General features: G+C 64.2%; 13 protein-coding genes. 5 read left to right on the top strand and 8 right to left on the bottom strand.

Annotated elements, in window-relative coordinates:
• The first annotated feature begins 8 nt into the window (after positions 1 to 8).
• Positions 9 to 791 carry an ABC transporter ATP-binding protein gene (locus FJ492_RS17275; protein ID WP_140745985.1) on the top strand — a complete coding sequence of 261 codons (783 nt, stop codon included), beginning with the start codon at positions 9 to 11 and terminating at the stop codon, positions 789 to 791.
• A 36-nt stretch (positions 792 to 827) separates the two neighbouring features.
• On the opposite strand, the gene FJ492_RS17270 is transcribed toward FJ492_RS17275, so the two are convergent.
• The 3 genes from FJ492_RS17270 to FJ492_RS17260 all read right to left on the bottom strand — a co-directional run bounded on the left by FJ492_RS17270 (position 828) and on the right by FJ492_RS17260 (position 5085).
• The gene (locus FJ492_RS17270; RefSeq protein ID WP_140771120.1) at positions 828 to 1157 is read right to left on the bottom strand and encodes a hypothetical protein; all 330 of its coding nucleotides are present in this window, start codon (positions 1155 to 1157) and stop codon (positions 828 to 830) included.
• A 182-nt stretch (positions 1158 to 1339) separates the two neighbouring features.
• Positions 1340 to 3232: an ABC transporter ATP-binding protein gene (locus FJ492_RS17265; protein WP_140771118.1), complete on the bottom strand. Its 1893-nt coding sequence runs from the start codon at positions 3230 to 3232 to the stop codon at positions 1340 to 1342.
• Positions 3232 to 5085: an ABC transporter ATP-binding protein gene (locus FJ492_RS17260; RefSeq protein WP_140771115.1), complete on the bottom strand. Its 1854-nt coding sequence runs from the start codon at positions 5083 to 5085 to the stop codon at positions 3232 to 3234. Before FJ492_RS17260 ends, FJ492_RS17265 begins: the two co-directional genes overlap by 1 nt.
• 319 nt (positions 5086 to 5404) lie before the next feature.
• Between FJ492_RS17260 and FJ492_RS17255 the strand changes: the two genes are divergently transcribed.
• The gene (locus FJ492_RS17255) at positions 5405 to 6844 is read left to right on the top strand and encodes an NAD(P)-dependent oxidoreductase (RefSeq protein ID WP_140771113.1); all 1440 of its coding nucleotides are present in this window, start codon (positions 5405 to 5407) and stop codon (positions 6842 to 6844) included.
• A 28-nt stretch (positions 6845 to 6872) separates the two neighbouring features.
• Here FJ492_RS17255 and hutH read toward each other — a convergent pair whose 3' ends face one another.
• From hutH to FJ492_RS17230, 5 genes are all read right to left on the bottom strand, one after another.
• Positions 6873 to 8369, bottom strand: a complete 1497-nt coding sequence (gene hutH, locus FJ492_RS17250) for a histidine ammonia-lyase (protein WP_140771111.1) — start codon at positions 8367 to 8369, stop codon at positions 6873 to 6875.
• A 147-nt stretch (positions 8370 to 8516) separates the two neighbouring features.
• The gene (locus FJ492_RS17245; RefSeq protein WP_140771109.1) at positions 8517 to 9620 is read right to left on the bottom strand and encodes an alcohol dehydrogenase family protein; all 1104 of its coding nucleotides are present in this window, start codon (positions 9618 to 9620) and stop codon (positions 8517 to 8519) included.
• Between the two features lie 9 nt (positions 9621 to 9629).
• Positions 9630 to 11009 carry an aspartate aminotransferase family protein gene (locus FJ492_RS17240; protein ID WP_140771107.1) on the bottom strand — a complete coding sequence of 460 codons (1380 nt, stop codon included), beginning with the start codon at positions 11007 to 11009 and terminating at the stop codon, positions 9630 to 9632.
• Between the two features lie 36 nt (positions 11010 to 11045).
• A complete protein-coding gene (locus FJ492_RS17235) occupies positions 11046 to 12539 on the bottom strand; it encodes an NAD-dependent succinate-semialdehyde dehydrogenase (RefSeq protein ID WP_140771105.1) in 1494 nt (497 codons plus the stop codon).
• A gap of 130 nt (positions 12540 to 12669) precedes the next feature.
• Positions 12670 to 13161: an Lrp/AsnC family transcriptional regulator gene (locus FJ492_RS17230; RefSeq protein ID WP_140771103.1), complete on the bottom strand. Its 492-nt coding sequence runs from the start codon at positions 13159 to 13161 to the stop codon at positions 12670 to 12672.
• 83 nt (positions 13162 to 13244) lie between these two features.
• Here FJ492_RS17230 and FJ492_RS17225 point away from each other — a divergent pair, with 83 nt between their 5' ends.
• From FJ492_RS17225 to ehuB, 3 genes are all read left to right on the top strand, one after another.
• The gene (locus FJ492_RS17225; protein WP_140505768.1) at positions 13245 to 14630 is read left to right on the top strand and encodes a PLP-dependent aminotransferase family protein; all 1386 of its coding nucleotides are present in this window, start codon (positions 13245 to 13247) and stop codon (positions 14628 to 14630) included.
• 136 nt (positions 14631 to 14766) lie between these two features.
• On the top strand, positions 14767 to 15558 hold the full coding sequence (ehuA, locus tag FJ492_RS17220; RefSeq protein WP_027145205.1) for an ectoine/hydroxyectoine ABC transporter ATP-binding protein EhuA: 792 nt from the start codon (positions 14767 to 14769) through the stop codon (positions 15556 to 15558).
• A 70-nt stretch (positions 15559 to 15628) separates the two neighbouring features.
• Positions 15629 to 16480: an ectoine/hydroxyectoine ABC transporter substrate-binding protein EhuB gene (gene ehuB / locus FJ492_RS17215; protein WP_140714868.1), complete on the top strand. Its 852-nt coding sequence runs from the start codon at positions 15629 to 15631 to the stop codon at positions 16478 to 16480.
• Positions 16481 to 16617: the final 137 nt, after the last annotated feature.

Below are 16617 nucleotides of genomic sequence, written 5' to 3'. Positions count from 1 at the left end.
AACCGCCGATGACAGTTCCCAAATTGCGCATCGCCGGTCTCGACAAGAGCTTCGGCACCGGCGAACGGCGTACGCAAGTGCTGCGGGACATCAATCTCGACCTTGCCGACAATGAGTTCGTCTCCCTCGTCGGCACATCGGGCTGCGGCAAGAGCACGTTGCTGTCGATCGTCGCCGGACTGCAGGATTTTGACGCCGGCGACCTCAGCATCGATGGCGCACCGATCTTGCAACCGGGTCTCGACCGTGGTGTCGTGTTCCAGTCCTACACGCTGCTTCCCTGGCTGACGGCGCGGCAGAACATCGAGTTTGCCCTGAAGGCGGCCGGCTATGACCGATCCTCGTGCCGCGAGATCGCGCTCGAGCATCTCGACCTCGTCAAGCTGTCGCAAAGCGCTGATCGTTTCCCGTCCGAACTGTCGGGCGGCATGAAGCAGCGCGTCGCCATCGCGCGCGCGCTCTCCTATCGCCCCAAGATGCTGCTGATGGATGAGCCCTTCGGTGCGCTCGATGCCTTGACGCGGCATCAGATGCAGGAACTGCTGACCCAGATCTGGGAAGAGCATCGGCTCACAGTGCTGTTCGTCACGCATGACGTCGAGGAGGCCGTCTACCTCTCGGATCGCATCGTCGTCATGGGGATCGGCCCCGGACGCATCATGCAGACCTTCAACGTCGACATCGAGCGCCCGCGCCGGGAAGAGGTGATGGAAACTCCGGCCTTCATGGATTTGCAGCGCGGCGTTCACAAGGCGATCCGCGAGGCGTCAAGACGTCCCGAAATGGCGTAATACCAGCAAACTTCGTTGGCCACCGACGGTCAGGAATCAGGGGCCGTGGGGACTGCATATGTCGAGCGTCCATGCGATGGTGCCGCAAAAGTCGCCGGCATACCCACGGTAACTGCCGTAACCATTGTAATAGCTGTCCATCCAGTTGCTGTTGTCGGTCGAATTCTCGCCGGTCCAACCGGCATCAACCCAAACGTAACGATGTCTGTGTCCGCGGCTCGCGGCGTGCGTGTGGCCATTATGGGCGGTGGTGACGCGGACATAGTGATGCCTGGTGACTGCGGCATCGGCGACAGTGGCAAACGGGACAGCGCTCGTGGCCAACGTCAACACGATGGAACAGAGGAATACGCTTGGCTTTCTCATAAGCATGTCTCCTTTTCATTCGAGACATATGGAAAAGAACGCGCGCCTCCCCGCACACGTTCCTTCACGAAATCGGGCCTTCACGGTCCCGAGGACGGCGTGCGGGTCAGCGGCCACATCAGGGGATCTCTCGGCAAGGGGTATGGAAGCAATCCGTCCGTTCGCACCCCGCCAGCACGAGCTTACGTTGCTTTGCCGGCCGCCGCGTCCATTCCCATCTCTTCCGCGGAAATGTCGTCGAAGGAAGCGTAGTTCATATTGTAGAGGCGGGCATAGAGGCCTTTCCTCTTCATCAGCTGCTCATGATTGCCGCTTTCGACGATCTCGCCGTTCTGCAGCACGATGATGCGGTCGGCGCCGCGGATGGTGGCCAGGCGATGCGCGATGACCAGCCCGGTGCGGCCCTCCAGCAGTTTGATCAGCGCCTTTTGGATCAGCATCTCGGTGTAGGAATCGATGCTGGCCGTGGCCTCGTCGAGGACGAGGATCTTGGCGTCGGCCACCAGCGCCCGCGCGAAGCTGATCAGTTGGCGCTGGCCGAGCGAGAGGTTGCCGCCGCGCTGTTCGAGCTCGGTGTCGTAGCCATCAGGCAATTGCTCGATGAAGTCGTGCGCGCCGACGGCCTGGGCGGCGCGCACCACCTCTTCACGGCTGGCACCGGTCTTGTGATAACGGATATTCTCCAGCACGGTGCCGGAGAACAGGAACGGCTCCTGCAGGACCATGGCCACCTGGTCGCCGAGCGAATCCTGCGTCAGGTCGCGCACATCATGACCGCCGACCAGGACTTCCCCCGACCAGACATCGTAGAAGCGGTGCACCAGCGCCATCGAGCTCGACTTGCCCGATCCGGTCGGGCCGACAAGCGCGACCGTTTCGCCCGAATTGACGCGGAAGGAGACGTTCATCAGCACCGGCTGGTTCGGCCGGTAGCCGAAAATGACATTCCGGAACTCGACCGAGCCGTCCATGTCGCGCGACAGCGCCACCGCATTTTCCTTGTCGCTGACATCCACCGGCACGTCGAGCACTTCGGAGATACGCTGGCCCGAAGCCATGGCGCGCTGCATGACGCTGTATTGCATGGTGAGCGAGCGGATCGGGTCGAAGAAGCGCTGGATGTAGAACAGGAACGCCACCATCACGCCGATGTCGAGACTGTGCGACAGCACCATCGACCCGCCGACGACGATCACGGTCGCCATGGCGATGCCGGTCAGCGTGTCGACGATCGGCACCATCACCTGCGCATATTTCGCGGACCGCAAATGGGCGTTGAGGTTGGCCAGCACCTTCTCGTCATAGAGGTCGAAATTGACGTGCTGGCGCTCCAGGCTCTGCACGGTGCGCACGCCATGGATGCCTTCCGCAAGCGCGCCGTTGGCGATGGAGTTGGTCTCGTGCGCCGCCATGAAGGCGACCTTGGCGCGCGGCAGCCAGAACAGGCGCACGATGAACAGCATCGGCATGGTCGACAGCGTCAGCAGACCGAGCCGGAAATCGAGCCACAGCAGGACGGTGACGATGCCGAACAACAGCACGATGTCGCCCACTGACATCACGGATGTCTCGAGGAATTCCTGCATCGAATTGACGTCGCCCTGCAGGCGCGACATCAGCCGGCCGACCTCGGTCCTGTCCATGAAGCCGAGAGAGACCCGCTGCAGGTGGCTGAACATGGCACGACGCAGGTCGGATAGCACGTTTTCGGCCACCTTGCCGACAACGCTCTCCTGGACATGGCTGGCGGCGTAGTTGATGAGGATGATGACGGCAAAAGCGACGATCGCGGAGATCATCACCGATCGGTCGAGCTTGCCTGGCGCCATGCCGTGATCGATGGCGTAGCGGATGACCAGCGGGATCGCCAGTTGCGTCAGCGTGAACACCAGCACCGCGGCGACCGAGATGAAGATCCGGCCCTGATATGGTCTGACGAAACTCCAGATGCGCCTGACACTGCGCGGATCGTAGGCCTTGCCGAAGACCTCTTCCTCATCGCGGTGCGAGCCGACGACCGCCTTGGTCGGGCGCCGGCTTGTGTCTTCCTTCTCGTCGTCGTCCTGCGTCGACATCAGGCGGCTCCCTCGAGCCGATCTTCGTCCGGCCGCAGCTGCAGGTCGTAAAGCGCGCGGTAGCGTCCGCCGAGCGCCAGCAATTCCTCATGCGTGCCGCGTTCCACGATCCGGCCGCCCTCGACGAACAGGATCTGGTCAGCATGCATCAGCGAACTCAGCCGATGCGAAATGATGAGCGTCACGCGATCCCTGGCGAAGCGCTTCATCGCCGCCCGGATCCGCTGCTCGGTGCCAGCGTCGACGGCGGCCGTGGAATCGTCGAAGACCAGCACCGATGGCCGCAGCATCAAGCTGCGCGCGATGGTCAGGCGCTGCCTCTGACCGCCCGAAAGCGACGCCCCACGTTCACCGACGACCGTGGTGTAGCCGGCCGGAAGGCCGATAATGTAATTGTGCAACTGGGCATACTCAGCGGCCTGCCCGATGCGGGTCTCGCGCGCCCAGGGATTGCCATAGGCGATGTTGTTCTCGATCGAGGTGGTGAACAGGAACGCGTCCTGCTGCACGACGCCGACAGCCTTGCGCAGCGATTGCAGCGTGACTTTGCGGATGTCCTGCCCGTCAATGGTGATCGCGCCTGAGGTCACGTCGTAGAAACGCGGGATCAGATGCGCGATCGTCGACTTGCCGCTGCCGGGCGGGCCGACGATGCCGACGGTCTCGCCGGGCCTGGCTTCGAAGGAAAGGCCGGAAAGCATCGGACGCTCGCCGGCGCCCTCATAGCGGAAGCCGACATTGTCGAAGCGCAGCACGCCGTCGGTGATGACCAGGTCTTTGGCATCGGGCGCGTCCTCGATGTCGAGCTCCGCATCGAGCAGTTCGAACAGCCGCGTCCCGCAGGTCGAGGCGCGCGCGAAGGAGTTGACCATCAGGCCGAGCTGGCGCACCGGCATCTGCAAGATGGTCATGAAGGTGAGGAACTGGGCCAGCGTGCCGACGCTGATCTGGCCCGCGATCACCTTCTGGCCGCCGAACCACAGCACCAGGCCCATGGCGGCCAGGAACGAAAAGTTCATGGCGCTGGTGTTGGAGACGCGGATGTCGACGCGCTCATTGGCGAGCTCCAGCGCATCCTGCTTGGCGCGGTCGAACTTTGCCAGCTCATGCCGCTGAGCCGCGAAGGCGCGCACGACACGGATGCCGCCGAGATTCTCGTCCATCACCCGGCTCAGCACCGACAGCCGCTCCTGCAGCGTCAGCCAGGTGCTGCGCAGCCGGAGCTGCGTCACCGAGGAGCGCCAGGCGACGAATGGCACGAAGCTGAGGCTCAACAATCCGAGCACGAGATCGGTGCTGATCAACAAATAGGCGCCGACGCCGATCAGCACGCCAAGCAGCACCACGCGCAGGATGCCGGTGGAAAAGAACATGCGCACGCCGTCGAGATCGAGCAGCCCGAGCGTGATGAGGTCGCCGGTATGGACCTTGTCGTGGAAGGAAAAGCTCAGCCGCTGGATCTTCTCGTAGAAGGCGAGCCGCAGCTCATAACCGGTCTGATGGCCGACGGCCTCGCCATAGTAGTTCTGCGCCATGGTGAAGAGGCCGCGCAGGATGCTGACGACCAGCAGCGTCAGCGCGGTATTCCACAGCGCCTGCTCGGCCGCGGTGCCGGCACCCGTGGCCATCACACCTTGCGCCTGGTCGATGGCGCGGCCCAAGAGGCGCGGAATGAAGAGCTGCAGCGTCGCTGCGACAAAGGTCGAGATGAGGGTGATGGCAACCTGCCAGGGATGGCGCAGCGTCATGCGCACAATGCGCAGCAACGTGCTGAGGCCCTTGCCCCAGGAGGCTTCCGCCACATGGGCAAATGATTTGCCGCGCTTGGCCGCGCTGGTTGCATCCGTGTGCAAGGAAAATACCCAGACCAATCCGGACATTAGCCCGAACGAATGTAGCAGACTCAATCAGATAGCGCGATTTTACGCGCGTCCGGCTTGCCCGTTCAAGGGGCCAATGACGGCATCGCACTGTACCTGAAAGGCGGTGCCGCGTGCCATCTCGGCCATGGCCATCAGGGCCTGATCGGCGGTGCGGTCACCGGCAAGATCGTGTCGCAACTCGCCGCTGGTCTGCCGCCGGTGATCGATCCCGCACCATTCCGGGCGGATAGGTTCTGGTTATTCAGCGCCTGCTTTATCAGTAGGCCTCCGTCCTGCATGAGGGAACGACGTGACCGCGACCACAGACATACACGCCGTTGAGCCGATCGATCCGCAACGCGCCTACGCCGTTCTGGTCTGCGACCTGATCGGCCTGCGCTTCGACGCTGATGGAAAGCCAGACCCTTCGGAGGTGTGTGCCCATATCGAAGCCAAGGGCGGCCGCTTTCATGCGACCGGACTTGGCGACAAGACCGCTCTCGAACCTGGCCGGGTGCATTTCTTCTACCAGCCGGATCTCAGCACCCGCGAAGAGCTGATCGAGGCCGCCGGTGACGGACGCTATGACGCCGTCATTGCCGCCGCCACCTTCCTGCCTGCCGAGACCGTTTTTCCGCTGGCCGGCGTGCGGATCGGCGCCGGCACCGGCAATATGGGCTCGCGCTCGTGGGGCGGCGGCAGTGGCGAGGGCGGCTCGGCGGTGCTGATGAACACGCCCGGCATCAACAGCCGCGCCACCGCGCAGATGGTGATGAAGGCGATCCTGAAAGTGCTGCCGGATCTCCCGGTCGACACACTTCACGACCGGGTGGCGCGGGGCGCCTTCGACACCGGCAGGGAACTGCGCGATTTCCCCACCGAAAAGCTCGAAGGCAAAACGATTGCGATCATCGGCTACGGCAATATCGGCCGCGAGGTGGCCAAGCTTGCCCGCGCTTTCGGCATGCGCGTGGTGATCCATGCGCGGCCTCGGCATCGGGACTGGATAGAAGCCGAGGGCTTTGCCTATGCGGCGGACCTCGCCGACGCGGCTCAAGGCGCCGATGTGCTGAGCGTTCATGTCGGCTTGGGCAAGCAGGATGCGCGGACCGGCCGCTATGCCAATGCCGGGCTCATCGGCACGGACATTTTATCTCGCATGAAAAGCGGCGCGGTGCTGGTCAACTACGATCGCGGCGAGCTCGTCGACGTCGCGGCCTTGGGCGACGCCCTGAATGCAGGGCAGGTGCGCCACGCCGCGATCGATGCCGACCTGTTCAGGGATTCCTCCACTGGCAGCCTGTCCGGCCCGATGCTGCCTTATCTCGGCTTGGTCGAGAGGCATGGCGCCAGGCTTGAGCTCCTGCCGCATGCGGCGGCCGACACGGATCATCCCTCGCGCGTCGCCGGCGCCAAGCAGGCCGTCGACCAGATATTCGATGTCCTCTGCCGCGAGACAGTGACGAATGCAAAAGGTACCGTGCCGCCAGGCTATCTTTCGCTTGGAGCGACCACGCCTCCCGGCATCGGGCCGGTGACTGCGGATCATCTATTGAAATTGACCTCCAACGACTGCGCTGAATTGGCAGACGTCTGTGATCGGCAGAACCGGTTGTGGAGGATCTTGGCTGACATGCCGCAGCCCGAGCGCGGTAAGATTGTCGCCGAACAGGGTGAGGCGCTTGTCAGGCTGATCGACCGCTTCTGCCTTTTGGCCGAGCAACTGAATCTCCGGGGCCCGTTCCAATAGGAACGCGATTGCTGGATGGAGCGCCGGCTCAGTCCCGGGGACCGGACACCATACGGGCGACCCGAGTCATGTCGGCGCTCATCTCGCGGTCGTCGTCGAGCGGGCTGACGAGCGCACGGACGGCGGCAAAGGTGCGCTGCGGTCCTTCGCCCATGCTGTCGACGACACCCCGCAACTCCACGCCCGTCGCCGCGAAGATCAGTTCCATAGCAACGAGGTAGCGCAGGCGCTCGACAATCTTGGCGGTTTTGGCCACCACGCGCGGCGCCATCGACGACTGGTCTTCGATGCCGTCCGATACGGCAAGCGGGCTGAGCGACATCGGGTTGGCGAGATGCCGGATCTCGGCTTCCAGCGCGGCGAGCGGCTTTTGCAGTTCAGCGTAGCCCTGGCGGCTGCCGCCCCTGGCCGACAGGAAGCGCGGCAACTCCGCAATTGTCGGCGACATCAGCTTCATGCAGCGGTTGGCGGTGCCCACCGCGCAATGGGCGAGGGCCTGGCCGAGATGCTCCCAGGCCAACGTCATCGCCGTGAGGTCGAAATTGCCGTTTGAGACGACGCGTTCGTCCTCGGGCAGGATCACCGGGTTGTCGCCGGAATGGGTCAGTTCGATCTCCGTCGCCAGCTTCGCCTGTTCGAACGCATGCAGCAGGCCGCCCCAGACCTGCGGCACGCAGCGATAGCTGAGCGGATCCTGGAGCCGCCGCGCCGCTTTGTCCTTCAACAAGCCGCTTCCCGCCAGTTCCGCACGCAGCCGGGCGCCGATCTCGCGCTGGCCGAACGCCGGCCGGGCGGCCAGGGCATCCTCGTCGATCGCGGTCAGGGAAGAACGGAACGCCTCGTAGTTGAGCGCCACCGCGGCCAGCGCCCAGTCGATGAGATGGGCGACGTCTTCGAGACACAGGCACGCCGTGCCGGTCGACAGGCTGTTGGCGACGATGATGGCGTGGCCGTCCTTCTCGCGCAGGTCGAGCGGTTCGAGCCCGGCGAGTGCGAGCGCCTCGGCCGACGGCATGATCTTGCACTGGTATTCCGTCTCGCCGTCGCCGCGCAGCGCTCGCGCCATATGGCCGAGATGGGCAAGGTCCGCCGCGCCAATCGATCCCCAGGTGGGGATCACCGGATGGACGCCGGCGTTGAGCGCCGCCACGAGGCCCATCACCACGCGTTCGGAAGTGCCGGTGCCGCCCGCAGCCATGCCTGAGATGCGCGCGGCCATCAGCGCCCGCACCGCCTCGGTCGGAAGGGCCGGGCCGATACCCATGCTGTGGCTGAGCGGCACGCTGTGCTGGAAGGCGATCAGATCGGCCTGCGCGAGCGGCGTGTCGACACAGGCGCCAAGGCCGGTCGTGACGCCATACATCGGCTTGCCGAGTTGCGTCAGCTGCTCGACGAGCGCGCGGCTCGCCCGGATGCGCCGCATCGCCTCCTCGCCCAGCGTCAGCCGCGCATTGCGCCGCGCGATCTCGGCGACGTCAGCCGCGCTGAGCGGCTTGGCGTCGAGCAGTATCATTCGGGCTGTCATGTCTCGCCTGTATCCCGTGACCGGATGCCCGGGCCGGTGGCGCTGCGAGCGTCATCGTTTGTGGCGCCTTGCTGGCACGACTGCAAGCCATTCCGATTATGACAGCAGCAGGGCGAAGGAGTTTCGGGCGAAAGGCCGGGGTTCCGGCTAGGCGAGGCGCTCCGTGACAGCGTCGGGCACCACCACCAGCTTGCCCACGAAATCCTTGGCGACGAAATCGGCCTGCGCGTGGTGGAAATCGGACAGCTTGTAGACGCCGCCGACCAACGGCCTGACCTTGCCCTCCTCGATGTAGCGAACGATGCGGCGGAAATCGGCGCGCGTGCCCTGGCTCGAACCATGCAACTGCAGCTGCTTGAGATACATGGTCCTGAGGTCGAGCTGGACGACCGGGCCTGCAATCGCGCCGGCGGTGGTGTAGCGGCCTTCGGGTCGCAGGATGCGCAGCAGATCGTTGAAGATCGCGCCGCCGACGAGATCGGCGACCACGTCGATCGGCTGGCCGCCGGTCGCTTCGGTCACGGCTCGCGGCAGGTCTGCGACGCCACGGGTGATGACCGCCTCGGCGCCGATGTCGAGTACGGCCTGTTCCTTGCCTTTGCCGACGACGGCATAGGGAATGGCGCCACGCGCCCGCGCCAGCTGCACGATGCCGGAACCGACGCCGCCCGAGGCGCCGGTGACCAGCACCCGTTCTCCGGCCTTAAGTGCGGCGCGTTCCAGCATCTGCTCGCCAGTAAGGTAGGCGCAGCAGAACGTGGCGAGTTCGACGTCGCTCAAGGTGGTGTCGACGACATGCGCGTTGTCAGCCGGGACGGTCTGGTATTCGGCATAACCGCCATCGCGGCCATGGCCCATATAGTCGATGTCGGCGAGTGAATCGTCGTCGCGGTTGTAGATGGAGAAATCGACCATCACCCGTTCGCCGATGCGATCGGGCGAAACGCCTTCGCCGACGGCAACGATGGTGCCGACCGTGTCGGTGCCCTGGATGCGCGGGAAGGTCAGCGTATTGCCCTGCCTTCGCCAGGTCGACACCGCGTCCGCATCCTTCTCGGTACCATAGGCGCCCTGACGCACCCAGACATCGGTGTTGTTCATCCCGCAAGCGCTGACCCTTATCAGCACTTCACTTGAAGCGGGGGCAGGCACTTTGACATCGGTGCGGTAGACGAGCTTTTCCGGTCCGCCGTGCCCGGTGAGCAGCACGGCGGCCATGGTGGCGGGGAGGGTTTTGGTCATGGCATTCATGGGTCGGTCTCAGAGATTGGCGAATACGCTGCTCACGGCATCGGCGGTCTTGGCCACCACGATGTCGGCTTCCTCGCGGGTCAGGCACAGCGGCGGCGCGAAGCCGAGAATGTCGCCCTGCGGCATGGCGCGGCCAATGACGCCGCTTGCGGCAAGGGCCGTGGCAATTTGCGGTCCGATCTTCAGCGAAGGGTCGAAGAAGACACCGTCGTCACGATCTCTCACGAATTCGACCGCTGCCAGCATGCCGTCGCCGCGCACCTCACCGACGTGTTTGTGACCGCCGACGGCCTTGGCCAGTTCGGCACGGAAATAAGCGCCGGTCTCGCCGGCATTCCGCACCAGGTCCATCTCGTCGATCAGTTCGAGATTGGCGACCCCGGCGGCGACGCAGATCGGATGCGCCGAATAGGTCCAGCCATGGCCGAGCGAGCCGAGCTTGTCGGAGCCCTGCACCAGCACCTGCCACATCTTGTCGGCGACGATGACGCCCGACAGCGGCGCATAGGCAGAGGTCAGACCCTTGGCGATGGTGATCAGGTCCGGCTTGATGCCGTAGTGGTCGGAGCCGAACATCGTGCCCAGCCGGCCGAAACCCGTCACCACCTCGTCGGCGACCAGGAGCACATCATACTTTTTCAGCACCGCCTGGATTTTTTCCCAGTATCCGGCGGGCGGCGGCACGATGCCGCCGGTGCCGAGGATCGGCTCGCCGATGAAGGCGGCAACCGTGTCGGGACCTTCGGCCAGGATCATCTCCTCGAGTTTGTCGGCGCAATGCTGCGAGAATTGCTCCTCGTTCATCGAGCGGTCGGCGCGGCGGAAATAATAGGGCGCCTCGGTGTGCAGGATCGGCGCACGCGGCAGGTCGAAGGCGTCGTGGAAGAGGTCGAGCCCGGTCAGCGAGCCCGTCATTACGCCCGAGCCGTGATAGCCGCGCCAGCGCGAGATGATCTTCTTCTTCTCCGGGCGTCCCAGCACGTTGTTGTAGTACCAGATCAGCTTGATGTTGGTTTCGTTGGCATCCGAACCGGATAGGCCGAAATAGACCCTCGACATGCCCTTCGGCGCGCGGTCGATGATCATCTTGGCCAGCGTGATCGAGGCCTCGGTGCCGTGCCCGACATAGGCGTGGTAATAGGCGAGGTTCTTCGCCTGGGTCGCGATGGCATCGGCGATCTTCTGGCGGCCATAGCCGACATTGACGCAATAGAGGCCGGCGAAGGCATCGATGCTCTTCTTGCCGTTGTTGTCCCAGACGGTGACGCCTTCACCACCGGCCATGATCCGCGTCGGGGTCTCGCCACGGGCATGCGTGCCCATATGCGTCGAGGGATGGAAGAAGTGGTCGCGATCCCAAGCGGCGAGTTCGTTGGACTGATCGAGCATCTTTTTTGACTCCTTGAAAGAGATCCGGGTGCGAGCCTACGCCACATCCAGGCAAAGGTATTTGAGGTCGGTGAAAGCTTCCAGCCCGTGGCGCGAGCCTTCGCGGCCGATGCCGGACTGCTTGACGCCGCCGAACGGGATCGGCGCGCCGGTGATCTTCACACGGTTGATGGCGACCATGCCATAGTCGAGCGCGCGGCCCATGCGCTGTTGGCGGGCGCCGTTCTCTGTCACCACATAGGCGACGAGGCCATATTCGGTCGCATTGGCGCGGGCGATCACCTCGTCCTCGTCGTCGAATGCTGTCACCGCGGCGACCGGACCAAAGGTCTCCTCGCGCATGATCAGCGCTTCGTCGGCGACATCGACGAGCAGTGTCGGCTGGTAGAACAGCGGCCCGGCCTGATGCCGCTTGCCGCCGGTGAGGCAACGCGCGCCAAGGGCCATGGCGTCAGCAACCTGTTCCTCGACCTTCTTGACGGCGCGCTCATGCATCAGCGGCCCGATGTCGATGTCATCGGCCAGGCCATTGCCGGCCCGCAGCGCCTCGATGCGCTTGGCGAAAGCGATGCAGAATCGGTCGTAGAGCGGACGCTGGACATAGATGCGGTTGGCCGCAAGGCAGTCCTGGCCCGAGGTGGCGAATTTGGCGTCGATGGCGATGGTCACCGCTTTGTCGATATCGGCGTCGGCAAAGACGATCAGTGGCGCGTGGCCGCCGAGTTCCATCACCAGCCGCTTCATCGTCGGCGCACTTTGCGCCGCGATCAGCCGGCCGATCTCGGTCGAGCCGGTGAAACTCATGGCCCGCACGCGCGGGTCTTCGCACATGCGTCCAACGATCGTCGCGGCCTTGCCGGTGACGATGTTGAAAACGCCGGCGGGCAGGCCGGCGCGTTCGCCGAGTTCGGCCAGCGCCAGCGCCGAAAGTGGCGTCTCCGAGGAGGGATGCGCGACGATGGTGCAGCCGGCGGCGAGTGCGGCAGCTGCCTTGCGCGTCAGCATGGCCGACGGAAAATTCCACGGCGTGACCACGCCGACGACGCCGAGCGGTTCGCGCCGCACCATCATCTCCGCGTTCGGCAGATGGCTGGTGACACTCTCGGCGTTGAGACGTTTCGCTTCCTCGGCATACCATTCGATGAAGGAGGCGGCGTAGTCGATCTCGCCGAGCGACTCCTTCAACGGTTTGCCCTGCTCCAATGTCATCAGCAGGGCGAGGTCGTCTTTCGCCGCGATGATCAGGTCGAACCATTTCCGCAGGATTTTCGAGCGCTCCTGCGGCAACAGCGCCCGCCACGCCGGAAAGGCGCGCGCGGCGGCGTCGATTGCCTTTGTGGTCTGCCCGGCATCGAGCGCCGCAACGAAGGCCACGGTGGCGCCGGTCGCCGGATCGGTGACCTCGAAGCTCTCCGCAGCCTCACTCGCCGTCCAATGGCCGTCGACGTAAGCGAGTTCGCGCAGCAGCCGGCGGTCGGCGAGCCGGTCTAGCGCTTCGTGGCGATGCGAGCGGGCGAAATGCGCGGACATGGTCGAAGCCTCCCGGTTCGGTTTGATGCGGGGAGACTATCCATCAGCGGCAGACAGAGAGGCTGTTTGAACGCCTGGCCGTAGAGAGAATCTCTCTATTGCACCGAGAGGGCAGCCCATTTCTCCGGCGCTATGTCGGTGCCGGCAGCAGGTCCGCTATCGGCAGCGCGACATCATCTTTTACCGTCTTGATGACGATGTAAGTGAAGTAGCGGTCGATGCCGATCTCGCGATCGAGCAAGCCGTCGACCAGCCGCTGATAGGCGTCGATGTCGCGTGCCATCACCTTCAACACATAGTCGACGCCTCCACCCACCGACCAGCAGGCGACGATCTCGGGGATGTCGCGGATGACGCGCTCGAAGCGGTCGAAATCGGCCTGGCGGTGGCTGGCGAGCGTCACCTCCATCAGCACCGTGGCGACCGGCGCCACGACGCGTATGGCGATCCGGGCGTGATAGCCCGAAACGATGCCGGCTTTTTCGAGCTTGCGCAGCCGCATCCAGCACGGTGTTGGCGACAGCCCGACCTGCTCGGCCAGCGCCAGCTTGGTGATACGTCCGTCACGCTGGATGGCGTCGAGGATTTTAAGGTCGATCGCGTCGAGTTTCGCGGCAGTCATCAGCGCTCACTTTTTCGTCGATCGTACCATGACGGCGCATTATTTCGATTGTCAATTGCACTGATTTCGATCTCTAATAAGTCATGACATTGTGGCAACCCGATCCTACGCTCATCCGGCGGCCAGCCTATCAATCGTTGGCCGATCAGTTCGCGCGCGCCATCCATGACGGCCGCCTTGCCAATGGCGCGCGGCTGCCGACGCATCGCAGGCTGGCGGACGATCTCAAGCTGTCAGTGCAGACCGTGAGCCGCGCCTACGAGGAATTGATCCGGCGTGGCCTGATTTCGGGCGAGATCGGCCGTGGCAGCTTCGTCCAGACGCAGCGCCGCGAACCGGAGCCGCCTTATCTGCCCGAGCGCCTCGGCGAGGTCATCGACCTGTCGATTCTGAAACCGGTCTGCGAGCCGATGCACCTGGAGCGCATGAAGCAGGCGCTGGGCTGGCTCGCCGAAAACCTGCCGTCGAGTTCGGTGCTGTCGTTCCGGCCAAACATGGTATTCCCGCGCCACCGCGCCGTGGCGGTCGAGTGGCTGAAATTGTGCGGCCTCGATGCCTCCCCGCAGAACATCAGCCTGACCAATGGCGCCACCGCCGGCATGACAGTGGCGCTGATGAGCGTGGCGCCGCCGGGCTCCACCGTCGCCACCGAGGCGATCGGCCATCACACGCTGGTGCCGCTCGCCCGTTATCTCGGCTTCAATCTCGAAGGCCTGCCGATTGACGGCAATGGCTTGATTCCGGAAGCGCTGGACGAGGCCTGCCGGCTTTCCGATATCCGCGCCGTGTTCGTCCAGCCTTCCGTCATAAATCCCACGGCAACGCTCATGGATGCGGCGCGCCGCGAGCAGATCGCGGCGGTGGCGCGCAAGCACGACATCGCAATTATCGAGAACGATGTGCTGGGTCCGCTGGTCGAGGATCGACCGCCGCCGGTCGCCGCTTTCGCACCGGAGCGGACGCTCTACGTCACCTCCTTCACCAAGATCACCGTGCCCGGCCTGCGCATCGGTTATCTCGCCGCGCCCGATCGTTACGTTGCGGCCGTCGCCAACCGGCATCTTGTCTCGAACTGGATGGCGACACCAATGGTGGCCGAGATCGCCACCAAATGGGTGACCGACGGCACCGCGATGGAACTGGTGCGCTGGCAGCGCGCGGCGTTGCATCGCCGGCAGGATATCGCTGGCGAGGTACTCTCAGGCGTCGACTACCGTGCCCGCCGCGACGGATTGCATATCTGGCTGCAACTGCCGGCCGACCGCTCCGAGGAGAGCTTTGTCGCCCAGGCCCGGTTGCAAGGCGTGGCCATTGCGCCAGGCACCTCCTTTCGCATTTCGGATGCGCCCTGGCATCCGGCGGTACGCATCTCGCTGGGTTCGACCACCGAGGGGGAACTGCGGGCCGGTCTCGGCGTTGTCACCAAACTCTTGCTTGGCGATCCCGAGCATTTGCTGCTCGCAATCTAAGCGTGCCCCGGCTGTGCTTGAGTGGAAAATGTGCGCAATCGGAATAATTGTCATGATATTATTTTCCCAATTGACATGATTTGGCACGTTCAGCATCGTTAAGGGCACCAGCCTTCTCCAGCACGGGGAAATTCATTTGTCCGCATCCGCACCCATCATCAAGGTCGACAGCATCTCGAAGAGCTTTGGCAGCTTCAAGGTCCTGGACGGCCTCTCGATGCAGGTCATGCCGCGCGAGAAGCTGGCGCTGATCGGCCCCTCCGGCTCGGGCAAGACGACGATCCTGCGCATCCTGATGACGCTGGAGCGCATCGACGGCGGTCACATCCAGATCGACGGCGAGCAGCTCTACCACATGGAGCGCAACGGCCAGCTGCTGCCGGCCGACGAGCGCCATCTGGCGCGGATGCGCCAGAAGACCGGCATGGTCTTCCAGCTGTTCAACCTGTTTCCGCACAAGAGCGTCATCGACAATGTGACGTTGGCGCCGATGCTGACCAAGGGAACGCCGCGCGCCGCTGCCGAGAAGCGGGCGATGGAACTGCTCGAGATGGTCGGCATGGCCGACAAAGCGAAGGCGATGCCGGCCCAATTGTCCGGCGGCCAGAAGCAGCGCGTGGCGATCGCCCGCGCGCTCGCTTTGCAGCCGAAGATCATGCTGTTCGACGAGGTGACGTCGGCGCTCGACCCGGAGCTGGTCGAGGAGGTACTCAACGTCTTGTGGCGGCTCTGCGCCGAAACCGACATGACCATGCTGCTGGTCACGCACGAGATGGGTTTCGCCCACGACTTCGCCGACCGGGTGCTGTTCTTCGATCGCGGCCGCATAGTCGAGGAAGGCAAGCCAGACGAGATTTTCCGCAATCCCAAGCAGGAACGCACGCAAGGGTTCCTGAAGAAGATCATCGCGGCCGGACACCGTGTCTGACCGCATGCCAAAGGCGGCTAAGCCGTCCTGAAATCACGCAAACCAAGACAAGAACAAGGAGTTGGGAACAATGAAGAAATTTGGCATTCTGGCCGGCGTCGCTGGCCTCGCACTGACGGCGGTGCTTGCGACATCAAGCCTGGGCTCGGCCGCGGACAAGAAGCTCGAACAACTCAAGGCGCAAGGGTTCGCACGCGTCGCTATCGCCAACGAGCCGCCCTACACGGCGGTCGCCGCCGATGGCAAGGTTTCGGGCGCCGCGCCCGACGTGGCGCGCGAGATTTTCAAGCGTCTCGGAGTGGCCGATATCGTCGCCTCGATCTCTGAGTATGGCGCCATGATCCCCGGCCTGCAGGCCGGCCGCTTCGACGTCGTCACCGCCGGCCTGTTCATGAAGCCGGAGCGTTGCGCGGCGGTCGCCTATTCGGAGCCGGTGCTGTGCGACGCCGAGGCGATGCTGGTGAAGAAGGGCAATCCGAAAGGCTTCAAGAGCTACGAGGATGTCGCCAAGGACACGTCCGCCACCATCGGCGCGCCCGGCGGCGGCACCGAGGAGAAGCTGGCGCTCAACGCCGGCGTGCCGCGCGAGCGCGTCATCGTCGTGCCGGACGGCCAGAGCGGCCTGAAGATGGTGCAGGACGGCCGCATCGATGCCTATTCGCTGCCTGTGCTGTCGATCAACGATCTGATGAAGAAGGCCGCCGATCCGAACCTCGAAGTCATCGCTCCGGTGCAGGGTGCGCCGGTCTATTGCGACGGCGCCGCCTTCAAGAAGGGCGACGAGGCTCTGCGTGATGCCTATGATGTCGAACTGGCAAAGATGAAGAAGTCGGGTGAGTTCGCCAAGATCATCGAGCCCTACGGCTTCTCGGCGGCGGCGGCAATGTCGACCACGCGCGACAAGCTCTGCTCGGCGAAGTAGCGCGCGCTTTTCTTGCCTTCTCCCCGTTCACGGGGAGAAGGTGGCCCGAAGGGCCGGATGAGGGGCGGCGCCGGTTTGCCGAGCTGGCGCTGCCCCTCATCTGCCTGCCGGCAATCTTCTTCCCGTAAACGGGAAGA

This window comes from Mesorhizobium sp. B2-5-4 (assembly GCF_006441095.1).
In the GTDB taxonomy this organism is placed as follows: domain Bacteria; phylum Pseudomonadota; class Alphaproteobacteria; order Rhizobiales; family Rhizobiaceae; genus Mesorhizobium; species Mesorhizobium salmacidum.
This window is presented reverse-complemented; position numbering and strand designations above follow the sequence as displayed.